The organism is Sedimentitalea todarodis (assembly GCF_032595355.1).
Classification (GTDB): Bacteria; Pseudomonadota; Alphaproteobacteria; order Rhodobacterales; family Rhodobacteraceae; genus Sedimentitalea; species Sedimentitalea todarodis.
Genome location: NZ_JASMWN010000003.1, coordinates 22,785 through 38,682 on the forward strand (window position 1 = coordinate 22,785; position 15,898 = coordinate 38,682).

At 60.4% G+C, this 15,898-nt stretch carries 13 protein-coding genes; 9 read left to right on the forward strand and 4 right to left on the reverse strand.

All coding sequences use genetic code 11. From position 1 onward, the window contains the following. The first annotated feature begins 67 nt into the window (after window positions 1–67). The 5 genes from dusB to ntrX all read left to right on the forward strand — a co-directional run bounded on the left by dusB (window position 68) and on the right by ntrX (window position 7,305). The gene (dusB, locus tag QO231_RS04990; RefSeq protein WP_394356573.1) at window positions 68–1,054 is read left to right on the forward strand and encodes a tRNA dihydrouridine synthase DusB; all 987 of its coding nucleotides are present in this window, start codon (window positions 68–70) and stop codon (window positions 1,052–1,054) included. Further along, complete coding sequence (locus QO231_RS04995) at window positions 1,051–2,133, forward strand: two-component system sensor histidine kinase NtrB (protein ID WP_316773926.1); 1,083 nt, start codon at window positions 1,051–1,053, stop codon at window positions 2,131–2,133. The genes dusB and QO231_RS04995 overlap by 4 nt, the downstream gene beginning before the upstream one ends. Continuing rightward, window positions 2,133–3,503 carry a sigma-54 dependent transcriptional regulator gene (locus QO231_RS05000; RefSeq protein ID WP_316773928.1) on the forward strand — a complete coding sequence of 457 codons (1,371 nt, stop codon included), beginning with the start codon at window positions 2,133–2,135 and terminating at the stop codon, window positions 3,501–3,503. Before QO231_RS04995 ends, QO231_RS05000 begins: the two co-directional genes overlap by 1 nt. Window positions 3,504–3,643: 140 nt before the next feature. Then, on the forward strand, window positions 3,644–5,893 hold the full coding sequence (locus tag QO231_RS05005; RefSeq protein ID WP_316773930.1) for a sensor histidine kinase NtrY-like: 2,250 nt from the start codon (window positions 3,644–3,646) through the stop codon (window positions 5,891–5,893). Continuing rightward, the gene (ntrX, locus tag QO231_RS05010) at window positions 5,890–7,305 is read left to right on the forward strand and encodes a nitrogen assimilation response regulator NtrX (RefSeq protein WP_316773932.1); all 1,416 of its coding nucleotides are present in this window, start codon (window positions 5,890–5,892) and stop codon (window positions 7,303–7,305) included. Before QO231_RS05005 ends, ntrX begins: the two co-directional genes overlap by 4 nt. Before the next feature lie 39 nt (window positions 7,306–7,344). On the opposite strand, the gene QO231_RS05015 is transcribed toward ntrX, so the two are convergent. The 3 genes from QO231_RS05015 to QO231_RS05025 all read right to left on the reverse strand — a co-directional run bounded on the left by QO231_RS05015 (window position 7,345) and on the right by QO231_RS05025 (window position 10,037). Then, window positions 7,345–8,001, reverse strand: a complete 657-nt coding sequence (locus tag QO231_RS05015; RefSeq protein ID WP_316773934.1) for a hypothetical protein — start codon at window positions 7,999–8,001, stop codon at window positions 7,345–7,347. Window positions 8,002–8,003: 2 nt separating this feature from the next. After that, complete coding sequence (locus QO231_RS05020) at window positions 8,004–9,404, reverse strand: selenium-binding protein SBP56-related protein (protein ID WP_316773935.1); 1,401 nt, start codon at window positions 9,402–9,404, stop codon at window positions 8,004–8,006. A 159-nt stretch (window positions 9,405–9,563) separates the two neighbouring features. Then, window positions 9,564–10,037: a hypothetical protein gene (locus QO231_RS05025; RefSeq protein ID WP_316773936.1), complete on the reverse strand. Its 474-nt coding sequence runs from the start codon at window positions 10,035–10,037 to the stop codon at window positions 9,564–9,566. Between the two features lie 118 nt (window positions 10,038–10,155). On the opposite strand from QO231_RS05025, the gene trkA reads away from it, so the two are divergent. From trkA to hflX, 4 genes are all read left to right on the forward strand, one after another. Then, entirely contained in the window at window positions 10,156–11,532 is a 1,377-nt protein-coding gene (gene trkA / locus QO231_RS05030; RefSeq protein ID WP_316773938.1) for a Trk system potassium transporter TrkA, read from the forward strand. Window positions 11,533–11,534: 2 nt separating this feature from the next. Then, window positions 11,535–13,073, forward strand: coding sequence for a TrkH family potassium uptake protein (locus QO231_RS05035; RefSeq protein ID WP_316773939.1), 1,539 nt, complete (start codon window positions 11,535–11,537; stop codon window positions 13,071–13,073). Window positions 13,074–13,202: 129 nt separating this feature from the next. After that, entirely contained in the window at window positions 13,203–13,442 is a 240-nt protein-coding gene (hfq, locus tag QO231_RS05040) for an RNA chaperone Hfq (RefSeq protein ID WP_027260655.1), read from the forward strand. Then, entirely contained in the window at window positions 13,442–14,713 is a 1,272-nt protein-coding gene (hflX, locus tag QO231_RS05045) for a GTPase HflX (RefSeq protein ID WP_316773942.1), read from the forward strand. Before hfq ends, hflX begins: the two co-directional genes overlap by 1 nt. Here the strand turns inward: hflX and QO231_RS05050 are convergent. Further along, entirely contained in the window at window positions 14,710–15,897 is a 1,188-nt protein-coding gene (locus QO231_RS05050; protein ID WP_316773944.1) for a cation:proton antiporter, read from the reverse strand. The genes hflX and QO231_RS05050 overlap by 4 nt on opposite strands. Window position 15,898: the final 1 nt, after the last annotated feature.

Here is a 15,898-nt window from a genome sequence, read left to right on the forward strand (position 1 = left end):
CCTGCTGAACATTGTATGCGAGTGGTGTTTTCTCTAGACGAGAGGCGACTGCACAAGGATTGGGCATTTGACCCCACGACTGAACACGGCCGTATTGACCCCGCCGGTGATATTGGCGCCGATGGCCGGAATCACTGACCGGCCGTTTCGCGATCTGGTCCAGAGCTTTGGCGCCTGCCTTGTGGTCAGTGAAATGGTCGCCAGCCAGGAAATGGTCCAGGCCAAACCCGGCGTCCGCGAGCGCGCCGAACTGAGCGCTGACGTCGCCAATACCGCAGTGCAGCTTGCCGGGCGCGAGGCCCATTGGATGGCCGAGGCTGCGCGTCAGGTTGCCGACCGCGGTGCCGCGATCATCGACATCAACATGGGGTGCCCGGCCAAGAAGGTCACCAACGGCTACGCCGGCTCTGCCCTGTTGAAAACCCCCGATCATGCCTTGCGCCTGATCGAGGCGGTCGTCGGCGCGGTGGACGTGCCGGTGACGCTCAAGACCCGGCTGGGGTGGGACAGCGATTGCCTGAATGCGCCCGACGTCGCACGCCGCGCCGAGGCAGCCGGGGTGCAGATGATCACGATCCACGGGCGCACGCGCGCTCAGTTCTACAAGGGCCGCGCCGATTGGGAGGCAATTGCACGCGTCAAGCAGCAGGTCGATATTCCGGTGATCGCGAATGGGGACATCACCGACACGACCACCGCACAGAGCGCGCTGGCGCAGTCCGCCGCGGATGGCGTGATGATCGGACGCGGAGCGCAGGGCAAGCCGTGGCTCTTGGCGCGGGTTGCGCATGACCTTTGGGATACGCCTGCACCCGTTGTGCCAGAAGGCGGCGCGCTGGTGGCTCTGGTCTGCGGGCACTATGAGGCAATGCTGTCATTCTATGGTGTCGATCTTGGCCTGCGCGTCGCCCGCAAGCACCTGGGTTGGTACATGGATACCGTCGGCACGCCGGCTGGAATGCGCCGTATGATCCTGACTTCGAAAGATCCGAACGAGGCGCTGCGGCACTTGACCGACGCCCTTTCCCGAAAGCCAGAGGGTGCCGCGGCATGATCTCTGACGCGAATATCTGGGCCTCCTTGCCGATCCCCGCATTTCTGATCAATGTCGAAGACAGGATCATCGATGTGAATTCGGCCGGTGAGGGTTTTTTGAATCTTTCGGCCAAAGCCGTTCTCGGAACCCCGGTCTGGGACCAGGTGGCAATCGACGCGCCGATCGAAGACGCCTTTGCACGTGCCCGCAAGAATGGCACACCCCTGTTCGTCAATGATATCGACGTCGGATCGGTCAGCCGCGCGCCGCTGCAATGCGCGTTGCAGATTGCGCCGCTGATTGCCGAGCCCACTACGATGATCATGATGATCTCGCCGCGTGAACTGGCCGGGCGCATGACGCAGAGCCACTCGGTGAAATCGGCGGCGCAATCGGCAATCGGCATGGCCGAAATGCTGGCGCACGAAATCAAGAACCCTTTGGCAGGGATTACCGGGGCTGCCCAGCTTCTGAGCATGAACTTGCCGCCGGAAGAACTCGAACTTACGGATCTTATTGTCGCAGAAGGCCGCCGGATCGTAAAGTTGCTTGAGCAAGTGGAGCAGTTTGGAAACCTGTCGTCTCCTGAATTTCGTGCGGTGAACATACACGATGTTCTGGACCGTGCCCGCCGCTCGGCTTTGCTTGGCTTTGGCGCGCATATGCGGATCATCGAGGATTACGATCCGTCGCTGCCGATGGCTTATTGTGACCCGGATCAATTGTTGCAGGTCATCCTGAATCTGCTGAAAAACGCATCCGAAGTGGCCGACCCAACCGGCGGCACGATCCGCATCCACAGCTACTTTGAACATTCCTTCCGACTTCGCCGCGCAGATGGCAGCGGACAGTCCTTGCCGCTGCAGGTCGAGATCATCGACGATGGTCCTGGCCTGCCAGCGGATATCCGTGCCGATGTGTTCGATCCGTTTGTATCGGGGCGCGAAAACGGCACCGGGCTTGGGCTGGCGCTGGTGAGCAAGATCATTTCCGAGCATGGCGGCTGGATCTCGGTCACCTCGGTGCCCGGGCGAACGGTTTTCCGCCTGTCACTGCCGCGAGTGCCCCGCAACCTTGATAACGAGGAGACTTCCTGATGGACGGCACGGTACTCGTCGCTGATGACGACCGCACGATCCGCACGGTTCTGACCCAGGCCCTGACCCGCGCAGGGTGCAAGGTACACGCCACGAGTTCGCTGACGACGCTGATGCGTTGGGTGAGCGAAGGCAAAGGGGACGTCGTGATAAGCGACGTGATGATGCCCGATGGCAACGGGCTCGAAATGCTGCCCAAGATTGCAGAGGATCGGCCGGGGCTTCCGGTGATCGTGATTTCGGCGCAGAACACGATCATGACGGCGATCCAGGCCGCCGAGGCCGAGGCCTATGACTATCTGCCCAAACCCTTCGATCTGCCCGACCTGATGAAGCGAACGTCACGCGCGCTCGAACTCAGGCGGCGCGCACCCGGAGGCACCGCCGCCCGGAGTGTGGATGAGCGCCCCGAGGACCTGCCGCTGGTCGGACGGACGCCGATCATGCAGGCACTCTATGGGTTGGTGGCCAAGGTGATGAACACCGATCTGCCGGTGCTGATCTCGGGTGAAAGCGGCACCGGGAAATCCCTGATTGCGCGTGCCATACATGACTTCTCCGATCGTCGGACCCTGCCATTCGTCTCGGTGACCAGCGCCGATCTGCAGGAACTCGCAGGGCCTGCGCGGGTGTTGGCACGGGTCAAGGGCGGGACGGTTCTGATAGACGAGGTCGCCGATGTCGATGACGAGATTCAGGCCCGCATCGTCCGCATGATCGACGCGCCGGGTGATCACGTTCCGCGATTCATGGCGACCGGGCAGGGCGATCTGGCCGATGCCATGGAAAAGGGCAGGCTACGCAAGGATCTCTATTATCGCCTCAGTGGCGCAACGCTGTATGTGCCCGCCCTGCGCGAGCGCGTCGATGATATCGCGCTGCTGTCCGAACATTTCCTGACCCGCGCTGAGCGCGAGGGGTCCGCCAAACGCTGGCTCAGTGAAGCGGCGCAGGAACTGTTTCGCGTCTATAGCTGGCCCGGCAATGTCAGGCAGCTTGAAAACACGATTCGCCGCCTGGCCCTCACCAGTCGCGCCGATGAAATCACCCGTGCCGAAGTTGAGGCGGTGCTGGGCAACCAGCCCGAGATGGAGCCGGTCCTTGGACAGGGGAGTGCGGAGAAACTCTCCGCGTCGGTCGAGCGGCATCTGCGCCGCTACTTTGACCTGCATGGTAATATGCTGCCACCGCCGGGGCTCTACGCGCGGATCCTGAAGGAAATGGAAATCCCATTGATCAAGATCGCTCTTGAGGCGACAGGCGGAAATCAGGCCAAATGTGCCGATCTGCTGGGTATCAACCGCAATACTTTGCGCAAGAAGATCACGGATCTCGATATAGAGGTGACACGGCGACGCAAATTGATGTAAAACCGCCACATAAGCGTGGCAGACCGGTGTCATCGACAAATTGCACCGGGACAAGACCACGAAATATTGCGGTAAGCCGCGCGAGCGGCACATCAGAATGAGGACGACACGTGACAACCCGGTCACAGAACAGGCCGTTCATGACCTTCAACCGATGGCGCAAGACCAGACGGGCCAAGAATGTGGGCACGCTGGGTCTGGTGCTGTTGGGGCCGGCGCTTGCCTTGGCGACCTTCATGGTTCTTGGACCGTTCGACCAACATGCCTCGTCTCCGTCGCTGCGCTTTATCCTACTGGCGGATCTTGTCTATATTCTGGTCGTGGCCACGCTTGTTCTCGGGCAGGTGACACGGCTGATTGCCGCGCGGCGGGCCAGATCGGCGGGTTCGCGCCTGCACCTGCGGCTGACGGCGGTTTTTGCGCTGCTTGCCCTGATCCCCACCGTGATTGTCGCGGTGTTTGCCGGGCTGACGGTCAATATCGGGCTTGAGGGCTGGTTTTCCGAACGGGTCCGTCAGGTGGTCGGCTCGTCGCTGTCGGCGGCCGAAGCCTATGAACAGGAACACCGGGAAAACCTGGCGCAGGACGCGCGAGCGCTGGCGCGATTCCTAGCCACGACCCGCCGGGTCAATGTCTTTGTCAACGATGCCGAATTGCGCCAGTACCTCGGACAGGGTCAGGCGCAGATCCAACGCGGGTTGCGCGAAGCCTATATCATCGACGGCACGGGCGAGATCCGGGCGCGGGGCGAAGGCTCCTACCTCTTCGATTTTGAACGGCCAACCCGGCAACAGCTGACCGAGGTAAAAGAAGACAACCTCGTGATCATTCAGGATTGGGACAACAACGAGTTTCGAGCGCTGTTGCCGTTGGAAACATTCGTCGACCGCTTCCTCTATGTCAGCCGTGAGGTGGATGGCGACATTCTGAGCCTGCTGGACGAGACCAAGGAAACCGTCGTTCTCTATCAGCAACTTGAGAATGAACGTGGCCGGGTGCTGTTTGAATTCGGGCTGCTGTATCTGGGCTTTGCGCTCATCCTCGTTCTGGCTGCGATCTGGTCTGGCCTTTGGTTTGCCGAACGATTGAGCCGACCGGTCGGACGCCTGACGACCGCGGCGCAAAAGGTCGGATCCGGCGATCTGGATGTTCAGGTGGACGAAGAGCCGGGCGATGACGAGATTGCCTTGCTTGGCCGGTATTTCAACCAGATGACCTATCAGCTCAAAGGGCAACGGGAACGCCTGCTGGATAACACGCGCCAGATCGAACGTCGCCGCCGGATGTTTGATTCGGTCCTGACCTCGGTGACTTCAGGAGTTGTCGGGCTGGATTCCAACGGCAAGGTAACTTTGGTCAACCGGTCTGCGGAACGCTTGCTGGACTGGACGGGACATGAGCAGGATCTCGCCCTGACCGTTGCGGTCCCGGAATTCGGCGCATTGTTTGAAAGTCTGCGAACCGGGTCCGGCGAGGTCGCACAAAGCGAGATCAAGGTGTCGCGGCAAGGACGGATGGAAAACCTGCTCGTGCGGATGTCGACCCGGCGCGAGGCGGATGGCAGTCTCGAAGGGTTCGTGGTCGCCTTTGATGATGTCACCGATCTGGTCAGTGCCCAGAGAATGGCGGCATGGGGCGATGTCGCCCGCCGAATTGCGCATGAGATCAAGAACCCGCTGACCCCGATCCAGCTGAGTGCGGAACGCATCAAGCGCAAGTTCGGCCCCGTCGTCGGCGAGGACTGCGACAAGCTCGAGGCGATGACCGATGTGATCGTGCGCCAGACCAACGACCTGCGCCGGATCGTGGATGAGTTCAGCAAGTTCGCGCGGATGCCCGAACCCGACAGGCGCAACGAGGATTTGGTTGCGCTGGTGCGCGATGCGGTCCTGTTGCAGCAGACCGGGCAACCTGATGTGAAAATCAGCGCAGCTTTGCCCGACGGCGCGGTTTCGGCAGAGCTGGACGCGACAATGATGTCGCAGGCGTTGACAAACCTTATCAAGAATGCCGGTGAGGCGATTGAAACCCTTAAGAAAAATAGGCCTCCGGATGATCTCGCTCCAGAGATACGGGTTTCACTTGCGACGTCCGGACAGGGTTGTTTGATCACCATTGCGGACAACGGGATCGGTCTGCCGGAAGATCGCGCCCGGCTGTTTGAACCCTATGTCACGACCCGCGACGAGGGCACCGGATTGGGATTGCCCATCGTGAAGAAGATTATCGAAGAGCATGGGGGCACGCTGTCCCTCGAGGATGCGCCGGTATTTGACGGACAGTCCCATTATGGCGCAATGGCTGTGATCCGGCTGGCCACCTTAAATGTAACTGAACCAAACGCCGCCGAGGCAGGCGAGGCAGCGGCAGAAAGAGCAGGAGCGATATGAGTGATATTCTGATCGTCGATGACGAACGCGATATTCGGGAACTTGTGGGTGATATCCTCGAAGATGAAGGATTCGCGACCCGGCTGGCTGGCAATTCGGACGATTGCATGTCGGCCATCAACACCGAGCCACCGGCGCTTTTGATCCTGGATATCTGGCTGAAAGACAGCAGAATGGACGGAATTGACATTCTGAAGGCGGTGAAACGCGACAATCCGGATGTGCCGGTGGTGATCATTTCGGGACATGGCAATATCGAAATCGCCGTCGCCGCGATCAAGCAGGGCGCTTACGATTTCATTGAAAAGCCTTTCAACATTGATCAGTTGCTGGTGGTGATCCGCCGCGCGATGGAGGCGTCGCGTCTGCGCCGTGAAAACAGCGCGCTCAAGCATCGCGATGGGGCAGCGGCAGAGATGATCGGCACCAGTTCCGCCTTTCGCACGCTGCTCAGCAATCTGGACAAGGTCACCAAGTCCAATGGTCGTGTGATGCTGACCGGACCCGCCGGGTCCGGCAAGGAGATCGCTGCCCGCTACATTCACGCGCATTCGAACCGGGCCAGCGCACCATTCGTCACCGTCAATTGCGCCAGCATCGAGCCGGAACGGATGGAAGAGGTACTGTTCGGCCGCGAGAGTGCCGAGCGCGGTGTCGAACCCGGCCTGCTTGAACAAGCCCATGGCGGTGTCGTCTATTTTGACGAGGTCGCCGATATGCCGATAGGAACACAGTCCAAAATCCTGCGAGTTCTGGTTGATCAACAGTTCCAACGGGTTGGCGGCAACGACAAGGTGCGGGTCGATCTGCGGGTGATTTCCAGCACGAACAGAAATCTGGAGGAGGAAATTCGGGCGGAGCGCTTCCGCCAGGAGCTGTTTCACCGGTTGAATGTCGTGCCGATCGCAGTGCCCTCTCTGGAGGAGCGGCGCGAGGATGTGCCCGTTCTGGCCGACTATTTCATCGATGTTTGCCACAAGAACCAGGGCCTGCCACATCGGACGATCTCGGACGAAGCGATTGCGTTGATGCAGACGATGGTCTGGCCCGGGAATGTGCGCCAATTAAAAAACCTGATCGAACGGGTCTTGATCCTGGGCGAGGGCAATGGCCCGATCGAAGCGCGCGAATTGCCCGGGGATGAAGTGTCGTCAGCCGAGGAAGGCCGGGTGGTCTTGTCCGGTGCGCTCGCAACACTGCCACTGCGCGAGGCGCGCGAGGCGTTTGAGCGGGAGTACCTGCTGACGCAGATCAACCGGTTTGGCGGCAATATCAGCCGCACGGCGTCCTTTGTCGGGATGGAGCGCAGCGCACTTCACCGCAAGCTGAAATCGCTGGGCGTTGTGACGTCCAGCAAATCGGGCGCGCGGGTTGCGCATGTGGAACAGGAAACCGCCGAAGCGGCGGAGTAGGGCGCCGGAACACCGCGGGCGGTTCGCGACGGCCGCCCGTCAGAGCGCAGTCCAGATGGCCAGCGCGCCGACAATCACCAGACTCAGCGCCCATAGAATATCCATGTTGATCCAAGCCTTTGAGAGAAATTTCAGGCCCAGCCACGTATAGACGCCAAAGGCCACGATCCCGCCGGACAGGGTCATTGCGGCCGTGTGAACCGATGCCACAGCCAGCGATGTATCGAGATTGCTCAGCATCAGGTCCGCCGCGGCCTGATGTCCCGCATCGCCTTCGTCGATGTCGCACAGCCCCAGATAGATCGGCAAGAGCATCAGCCCTGCACCATGCGCCATCGCTGCGAGAAACGACCAGAGCGCCAGACGCGTCGGTTTGACCCGTGCCAGCATCCTGGGGTGACGGCGATTGATCAACAGGTAGAGACCTGCGCCAATCACAAGGATACCGGCTCCGATGCGGATTTCGCGCTGCCAGTCGACCAGCGCAAACATCATCGTGAAGGGCAGCAGGATCGCCGACATCGCCAGAAAATGGCCAAGCGCAAGCATGAGCAACGCCTTGCCAAGCGCGGAACGACGCCCTTCCATGAGCGCCGCAGAGACCGACAAGGGCCAGCCCATTCCCGGGTTCACGCCGTGGTAAACGCCCGAAGCGATGACGGCCCACCACAGGGCCGCCACAGATGGCTCATCCACGCCTAGCTGTTGGGATAACAAAAACTATCGGTCGAGCAGTCGCCGCCCTCAAGGCGAATCTGATGGCTGCGATAGCCGTCGGGGAATTTGACCCAAAACGCCTCGTCGAGCGTCAGCCCACCATCTTCTGCGGCGTTTGCCATGACCATGGCGGCGCCACGTTCGCCCGGATAGAACTGGTCGTCCCATGTCGAATACAGCGAATTGGTCCAGTAGACGCGTTTGCCATCGCGGCTGATCTCGACCATCTGCGGTCCATAGCCAAAGGTCCTGCCATTGGGATGCGGCGTCTTCTTGACGATGCCGCCAATCTCGACCTTGTCGGCAAGAACCGGATTCATCGGGTCAGACACGTCATACTGGTGCATCTCGCCCGTGCCCCAGCAAGCGACATAGAGATATTTGTCGTCAAGGCTCAGGTCGATGTCCGTCACCAGCGGCGGAACCGCACCAAATCCCTTGAGCAGCTCCGGCAGGTCGGCTGCATCGGCAGGCTGCGGGTCAATCGTAACGGTCTTCTTGGCCTCGAACGTGCCATCGTCGTTGCGCCACCAGGTAAAGATCGCGCCTTGCAGATTGGTCGTGTCGACCACCACGCCGCAAAAGCCGTATTGCTTGGCCGGATCGTGCGCCGGCCGGATCTCCAACGCCATCTGGTGGTTTTCACCCAGGTCGATCGTCTGGATATTGCGCCGCCCGCGCAGGTCCCAGAAGTGGATGCTGTGGCCATATTTGTTGCTGAGAAGATCTTCGGCCACGATGCCGTTTTCAAACTGCGGCGGCAGGCCCCATTCGGAACTGACCATGTAGTCGCGGGGCAGGTTCCACCAGAAATCGTAATGCTTGTCCTGCAACCCGCGATCCATCTCATAGCGGCCAAGGATATCGAAGGTCTCGCAATCCATGATGAAGATGCCCGGAGGCCCGTCTGTCCCATCTGCACCACCGCCACCTAGCGTCGAGACATAGATGCCCTCGGGTCCGCAATGAATGGTGTGGGGGCGGGAATAGCCGGTTTTTTCAAACAGTTCTTCGGGTTCGATGATCTTGTGGATCTTGGCCTTCAGCGGCTCCTTGACGTCAATGATATAGATCCGGCTGGACCGGATACCGGGGATGATCAGATAACGCCTCTCAAGAAAGGCATGTCCGGTCAGCGGGCTCAGCGACGATGAGCAGGCGTTCCAGCCAAAGTGATGAAATTCGTCCCCGGTGTTGGGCATGATCACGGTATGGACGACGTCTCCATAGGTTTTCGAGCTCGGGTCGACATCGACGATCGCCAGCCCATCCGGTTGCGACCCATCCGGGCTGAGCATGAGTGTGAAGGCAAGTTTTTCGACGGGGGCGGCCATGGCCAGTTTCGGTGTCGCGTGAAATGTCGGGTCCGGTCTCAGATTCATGACGTTTTTCCTCCCAAAAAGTAATGATCAATGAATTCGGTTCTGTATCAGCTCTGGTTTGCAGAACATAGTTGTCGCCAAGTAACGATCTTTCCTGCCGCGCCGTCAATAGATACAGATGTGGAGGTTCAGGCGGAGCCATGCGTTGGCGCGCCGGGGTTACTCCGACGAAATCGGCGCCTGCGGTGTCACGATCTGCCAGCTGCCATCATCGTATCGTATCGCGCAGGAGTTTTGCGCCAGCGCTGGCAGAGTCGCCGTGACCGCACGTGGCGCAGCCGCGGCGACATTGGCGGGACAACGCGGGATGCTGACCGGTTGATATCCCTTTTTCGCCATGCAGATGTCCAGAACGCGTCGCCGCAGATCCTGATTGAGGTCAACCGAGTATAGGCCCCCGCCAACCCAATATCCGGGGGAGTAGAAACAACCGTTGCTTGTGCAATAGCGGTTGCCAGGAAAATAGACGGGTGGCCTTTGCCGGATTTGGTTGGCCACGGGTGCGTCCTTGAGTGCCGTGACCTCGCAGCGGGTTGCATCCGATTGCATCCGGCTCACCTGGACGCCCGGCTGATAGTAGAGCGACAGCGGTCCGCAAGCGCCAACCGCAAGTCCTGCCACGATAATCCGCATGAGTGGTCTCATGGCTCCAATCTGCACCAACTCTGCGCGGGTGACAATTGAATTGACCCGTCTAGGGGCATCTGTCATGCAAATGAACGCAGAATACCGGACCAAGGGTCAATAGCGCATGAAGGTCATCATTTGCGGTGCCGGTCAGGTTGGCTGGCAGATCGCGCGTCACCTGTCAGGCGAATCCAACGATGTCACTGTCGTCGACAGCAATCCTGATCTCGTGCGACGGGCAACCGATACACTTGATGTGCAGGGGATCGCGGGCTTTGCCAGTTATCCGGATGTACTCGACCGGGCAGGGGCCCGTGATGCGGATATGATCATCGCCGCCACCTATTCCGACGAGGTCAACATGGTGACCTGTCAGGTGGCGCATTCGGTGTTTTCGATCCAGCGCAAGATCGCGCGGCTGCGCTCGCAATCCTATCTGACGGCGATCTACTCAGATCTTTACCGGCGCGATCACCTGCCCATTGATGTGGTGATCAGCCCCGAACGCGAAGTCGCCGCGGCCGCGATGCAAAGGCTGGCGGCACCCGCGGCGTTCGACACCGAAACCTTCATGGACGGCAAGGCGCAGTTGCTGGGCATTGCCATCGATGACGAATGCCCGGTGGTGAACACGCCTTTGCGGCAGTTGACGGACCTGTTTTCGACGCTGCGGTCGATCGTCGTGGGCGTGCGACGGGACGGCAGGTTGTTTGCGCCAGAGCCAAACGATCAGCTGTTCGTCGGCGACGAATGTTATGTCTTTTCCCATGTCGATGATGTCGGTCGCGCGATGGAGATTTTCGGCAAGGAACAGCACAATCAGGAACGACTGGTCATCGTCGGCGGCGGCAATGTCGGGCTGACGGTCGCCAAGACGCTGGAAAAACGCCAGAAGCGGACGCGCGCCAAGGTAATCGAGAAAAGCCGGAAATCTGCGGAGCTGGCCGCCGATGCGCTGGAGCGTACCATCGTGCTGCATGGCGACGGGCTGGACGCGACGCTGCTGCGCGAGGCGGGGATCGATCGCGCCGATGCCATGTTGGCGGTCACCGATGACGACAAGACCAATATGCTGACTGCGGTCCGGGCCAAGGCAGAGGGGTGCCCCTATGCCATCGCCCTGATCAACGACCCGACACTTGTGCCAATGATGGCGCCGCTGGGGATCGACGCGTATATCAATCCGCGTGCCACCACAGTCAGTTCGATCCTGCGCCACATCCGTCACGGGCGGGTGCGGGCGGTGTATTCTATCGGTGACGCCGAGGCCGAAGTGATAGAGGCGGAGGTGATGTCGACCTCGCCACTGGCAGGCCAGCGCATCCGCGATATCGACTTTCCCGAAGGCGTTCTGGTGGGCGCGATCATGCGCGAGGGCGAGATCAAACGCCCGACCGGAGGATTCCGGATTGAGGAAAAGGATGTGATTGCCCTGTTTGCAATGGCTGACGACGTGCCCGAGGTCGAGCGGCTGATGCAGGTCTCGATCGACTTTTTCTGATCATGAAGCGCGAACGGACCCCTACCGGCCGCATCTGGCGCCTGCCGCTTTCCCTCCTGCTGTGGGGGGTTTTTTCCGCATCCATGTTTGTGCCTGCCGCCTATGCGGTTGTGCGCGATAACCACCCGGCATCCCAATCGTTTTTCTATTCCGGCCTTCTGGGGCTGATCTGCGTCATCCTCATCGGGTTGGCGCTTGGTGACCGGACTCCCCGCTATGGCACGCTGGGTCAGCTGTTGTCGCTGCTGTTTGCTTTCGCAATTCTACCACTGTTCCTGGCGATTCCGCTGCAAGACGCGCTTCAGACGACCTCGTATCTGAATGCCTATTTCGACATGGTCAGCGCGATCACGACCACGGGCGCCGATCTGTTTGCCGATCCGGGCCGGCTGACCCCGCCGCTGCATCTGTGGCGGGCGCAGGTGGGCTGGATGGGCGGTATGCTGATGTGGATCGCGGCATCTGCTATCCTTGCGCCGCTGTCGCTCGGCGGCTTCGAGGTGACAACGCGCGGAGAGCCGGGTCGCGCGGCGTCGGGTCCCAGCATGATCGCCCGCGCCGATCCGCGCAAGCGTCTGATTCGTATTACTGCGATGCTTGCGCCGATCTATGTCGGGCTGACCCTGACATTGTGGGTTCTTCTGCTGATGTCGGGGGAACAGTCATTGACTGCGCTGTGCCACGCGATGTCGGTCATGGCCACCTCGGGAATTTCACCAGTGGGCGGGATCGAAGGCTCGACCTCGGGCGTCGCCGGCGAAGCGTTGCTCTTTCTGTTCATGTTCTTTGCACTGTCGCGGCTGACATTTTCCAGCGACACGACCAATACAGCCGGGTTCCGGCGGCTGGAAACCGACCCGGAGTTCCGGATCGGTCTGCTCCTGGTCTTTGGACTGCCGACCCTGTTGTTTCTTCGCCATTGGATCGCATCACTGGAGGTGACCGAGGGCGAAGATTTCATGCTGGCCTTGCGTGCGTTCTGGGGCTCGATGTTCACGGTGATCTCCTTTCTCACCACCACGGGGTTCGAAAGCGCGGACTGGGAAGAGGCGCGACAATGGTCCGGACTTGGAACGCCCGGTCTGATCCTGCTGGGCCTGTCGGTCATCGGGGGCGGCGTTGCGACAACTGCGGGCGGGGTCAAGCTGCTCCGGGTCTATGCGCTGTACCTGAACGGGCTGCGCGAAATGGAGAAGCTGGTGCACCCGTCGTCGGTCGATACAGTCCACCACGCCGACCGGATCCAGAAGAACGGGGCGTTCATTGCATGGGTCTTTTTCATGCTGTTCGCGATGTCTCTTGCTGCGATCAGCCTTGCGCTCGCGGCACTTGGTGTGAGTTTCGAACATGCCATCGTTCTCAGCATCGCGGCGCTCTCGACCACCGGGCCGCTGATCGAGTTTGCAGCGGAAACGCCGATCAAGCTGGCGGAACTGGGCGCCGTCGCCAAGGGCATCCTGTGCGCGGCAATGGTGCTGGGGCGCCTTGAAACACTGGCGATCATCGCGCTTTTCACCCCCGGCATGTGGCGCAACAATTAGCTCTTTCCGCGTCTCTCGTAACAGGCTGATTTTTTGGGTGGAAGTTCCCTGCTTGCCGCGACATACTCGCGCCCTAGGGGCAATGCCGGTCCGCGGCATTCGGCAAGAACAATGGCGAGAATTTCAAATATGGCATCTGACAGACAGAATCTTCAGGACGCTTTCCTGAATCATGTACGCAAGACCAAGGTTCCGGTTACCATTTTCCTCATCAATGGCGTCAAGTTGCAGGGTGTCATCACATGGTTTGACAACTTTTGTGTGCTGCTGCGCCGTGACGGGCAATCGCAACTGGTCTACAAGCATGCAATCTCCACGATCATGCCGGCCCAGCCGATCAGCCTCTATGAGGGCGAAGACGCCACTTGATGGACCATGACCGGATAAGCACCCGAGCCTGGGTGCTGCATCCCGATATCCGAACCGATCCCGACCGCCGTGCATCTGCCCCGGCGCTTGAGGAAGCCATCGCATTGGCCGCCGCACTTCCGGACCTGGAGGTGGTCGGCGCAACCATTGTTCCCTTGCCCAAGGCCCATGCGGGGATGCTCTTTGGCAAAGGCAAGATCGAAGAGCTGAAAACACAGTTTGAGGCCGCCGAGATCGAACTCGTTCTGATCGACGGCCCGGTTACACCTGTGCAACAGCGCAACCTCGAAAAGGCGTTGGGCGTCAAGCTTCTGGATCGCACGGGTCTGATCCTCGAGATCTTCAGTGATCGCGCCCGCACCCGTGAAGGCGTGTTGCAGGTCGAGATGGCGGCGCTGTCCTATCAGCGGACCCGGCTGGTTCGGGCCTGGACGCACCTTGAACGGCAACGTGGCGGGCTCGGCTTTGTCGGTGGTCCCGGCGAAACCCAGATCGAGGCCGACCGCAGGGCAATTGATGAACAACTGGTCCGGTTGCGCCGGCAGTTGGACAAGGTGGTCAAGACCCGTGAACTGCATCGCAAGGCGCGTGCAAAAGTACCGTTTCCGATCGTCGCGCTGGTCGGTTACACCAACGCGGGCAAATCGACATTGTTCAACCGTCTGACCGGGGCCGACGTCATGGCCAAGGATATGCTCTTTGCGACGCTTGACCCGACCATGCGACGGGTCGCGTTGCCGGATGGTCCGGAGATCATCCTGTCCGATACGGTCGGGTTCATCAGCGACCTGCCCACGGAACTGGTCGCCTCGTTTCGTGCCACGCTCGAAGAGGTCCTTGCCGCCGATCTGATCGTGCATGTGCGCGATATCAGCCACGCGGAAACCGACGAGCAGGCCAGAGATGTCGAGACCATCCTGAATTCTCTGGGTGTTGATCAGGAGCGCGCGCAGATCGAGGTCTGGAACAAGCTCGACCTGCTGGATCCGGAGGCACAGGATGCGTTGAGGGCCCGCGCCGCGCGGGACGATGGATTGTTCTGCCTGTCTGCGCTCACGGGCGAGGGGATCAGCGCGCTGCTCACTGCGATTGCCGAAATATTGCAAGGCACCCGCTTTGAGGAAGACCTGCATCTGAGCTTTTCCGAAGGTCGGCAGCGTGCCTGGCTGTTTCAGCAGGATGTTGTGCAGACGGAAAGCCAGACCGATGACGGGTTCGATATCGCAGTGATCTGGACCGCGCGTCAGCAGGCACAGTTCAAGGCACTCTAGCGCGCTCGATCACCCCCCTCGGCATCGATTGATTTGCGAACAGCGAACCCGGTGGCCAATGGCCCGATCAGCTCGAAAATAACCGTGGCACCGATGGTCAGCGCGAGAATGTAACTGCCGAACTCCGGAAGATGCTCTGCCGCCAGCAGGGCAATTCCGATGGCAACCCCCGCCTGTGGCAACATCGCCGGGCCGAACCACGGACGTTGCCGGGGAGACACGCCGGCGAGCGCGCCGCCAATCCAGCCGCCGACCAGTCGGGCAATCAGGCGCAGAAGCACATAGGCCGCTCCCATCGGGCCAATGGCCAACAGCATCGATGGATCCAGCGTCGCACCAGCAAGGATGAAAAAGATCACCATGAACGGCCATTGAATATACTCGATCTCGTGGAAAGCCTTGGTATGATGACGCGCTAGGTTCACGATCAGTGCGCCCGCGGTCATGCCGCTGATCAGATAGGAAAGCCCGAGCCAGATCGACAGGCCAGCGGTAAAGAACACCAACCCGAGCGCCTCGATCCGCAGCGGTTCGCCGTCTGAAAGACGGCCGGTCAGATAGGCAGCAGGCACGCCGACGGCCACACCCAGAGCGACAGAGCCAAAGATTTCGTAGACGGCGGTGCCAAGCACCTGTCCGTCTTCACCGCTTCCCGTCAAAGCCAGAACGATCACCATGACAAGACTGAAGGCAACCAACCCCCATGCGTCATCGATGGCGACGATGCCCTTGAGCGTGCGGGTAAAGCTGTTGTCGGCTCCGGTTTCGCGCAGCACATCATATGTCGATGCCGGGTCCGTCGCTGTTGCAATGGCTCCAAGAACAAGGGCGGCCGCCAGGGGAAGTCCCATTGCCCACAGCCCGAGGGACACCATCCCCAGCGTAACGACGACAACCGACAAGGAGATCAACAGGATCGCTGTGCCATGGGCGCGCAAGGTCTGAAGGGACAGCGCACCACCAAGCAGGAACGCAACCATGCTGAGAGCGATGACCGAGACCATTGGATAGAGCGCAGTGATTTCTGCCGGGATCAGATCGAACCCGGCCTGCCCGACGGCAAGACCGCAGGCAAGCAACAGAGTTACGCGCGGCAGGCGGGTGCGCCGACCCGCCTGATCTGCGACAAGCCCCAACAGAAATAGCGCCCCAAGCGCGATCAATCCGGTTGCGAAGTCAGTCACA

Excerpts from the sequence above, each read along its gene's own strand:
- trkA (WP_316773938.1), top strand. The coding sequence starts at position 10,156 with ATGAAGGTCATCATTTGCGGTGCCGGTCAGGTTGGCTGGCAGATCGCG.
- QO231_RS05020 (WP_316773935.1), bottom strand. The coding sequence starts at position 9,404 with ATGAATCTGAGACCGGACCCGACATTTCACGCGACACCGAAACTGGCC.
- hflX (WP_316773942.1), top strand. The coding sequence starts at position 13,442 with ATGGACCATGACCGGATAAGCACCCGAGCCTGGGTGCTGCATCCCGAT.
- QO231_RS05025 (WP_316773936.1), bottom strand. The coding sequence starts at position 10,037 with ATGCGGATTATCGTGGCAGGACTTGCGGTTGGCGCTTGCGGACCGCTG.
- QO231_RS05035 (WP_316773939.1), top strand. The coding sequence starts at position 11,535 with ATGAAGCGCGAACGGACCCCTACCGGCCGCATCTGGCGCCTGCCGCTT.
- QO231_RS04995 (WP_316773926.1), top strand. The coding sequence starts at position 1,051 with ATGATCTCTGACGCGAATATCTGGGCCTCCTTGCCGATCCCCGCATTT.
- QO231_RS05000 (WP_316773928.1), top strand. The coding sequence starts at position 2,133 with ATGGACGGCACGGTACTCGTCGCTGATGACGACCGCACGATCCGCACG.
- ntrX (WP_316773932.1), top strand. The coding sequence starts at position 5,890 with ATGAGTGATATTCTGATCGTCGATGACGAACGCGATATTCGGGAACTT.
- hfq (WP_027260655.1), top strand. The coding sequence starts at position 13,203 with ATGGCATCTGACAGACAGAATCTTCAGGACGCTTTCCTGAATCATGTA.
- QO231_RS05005 (WP_316773930.1), top strand. The coding sequence starts at position 3,644 with ATGACCTTCAACCGATGGCGCAAGACCAGACGGGCCAAGAATGTGGGC.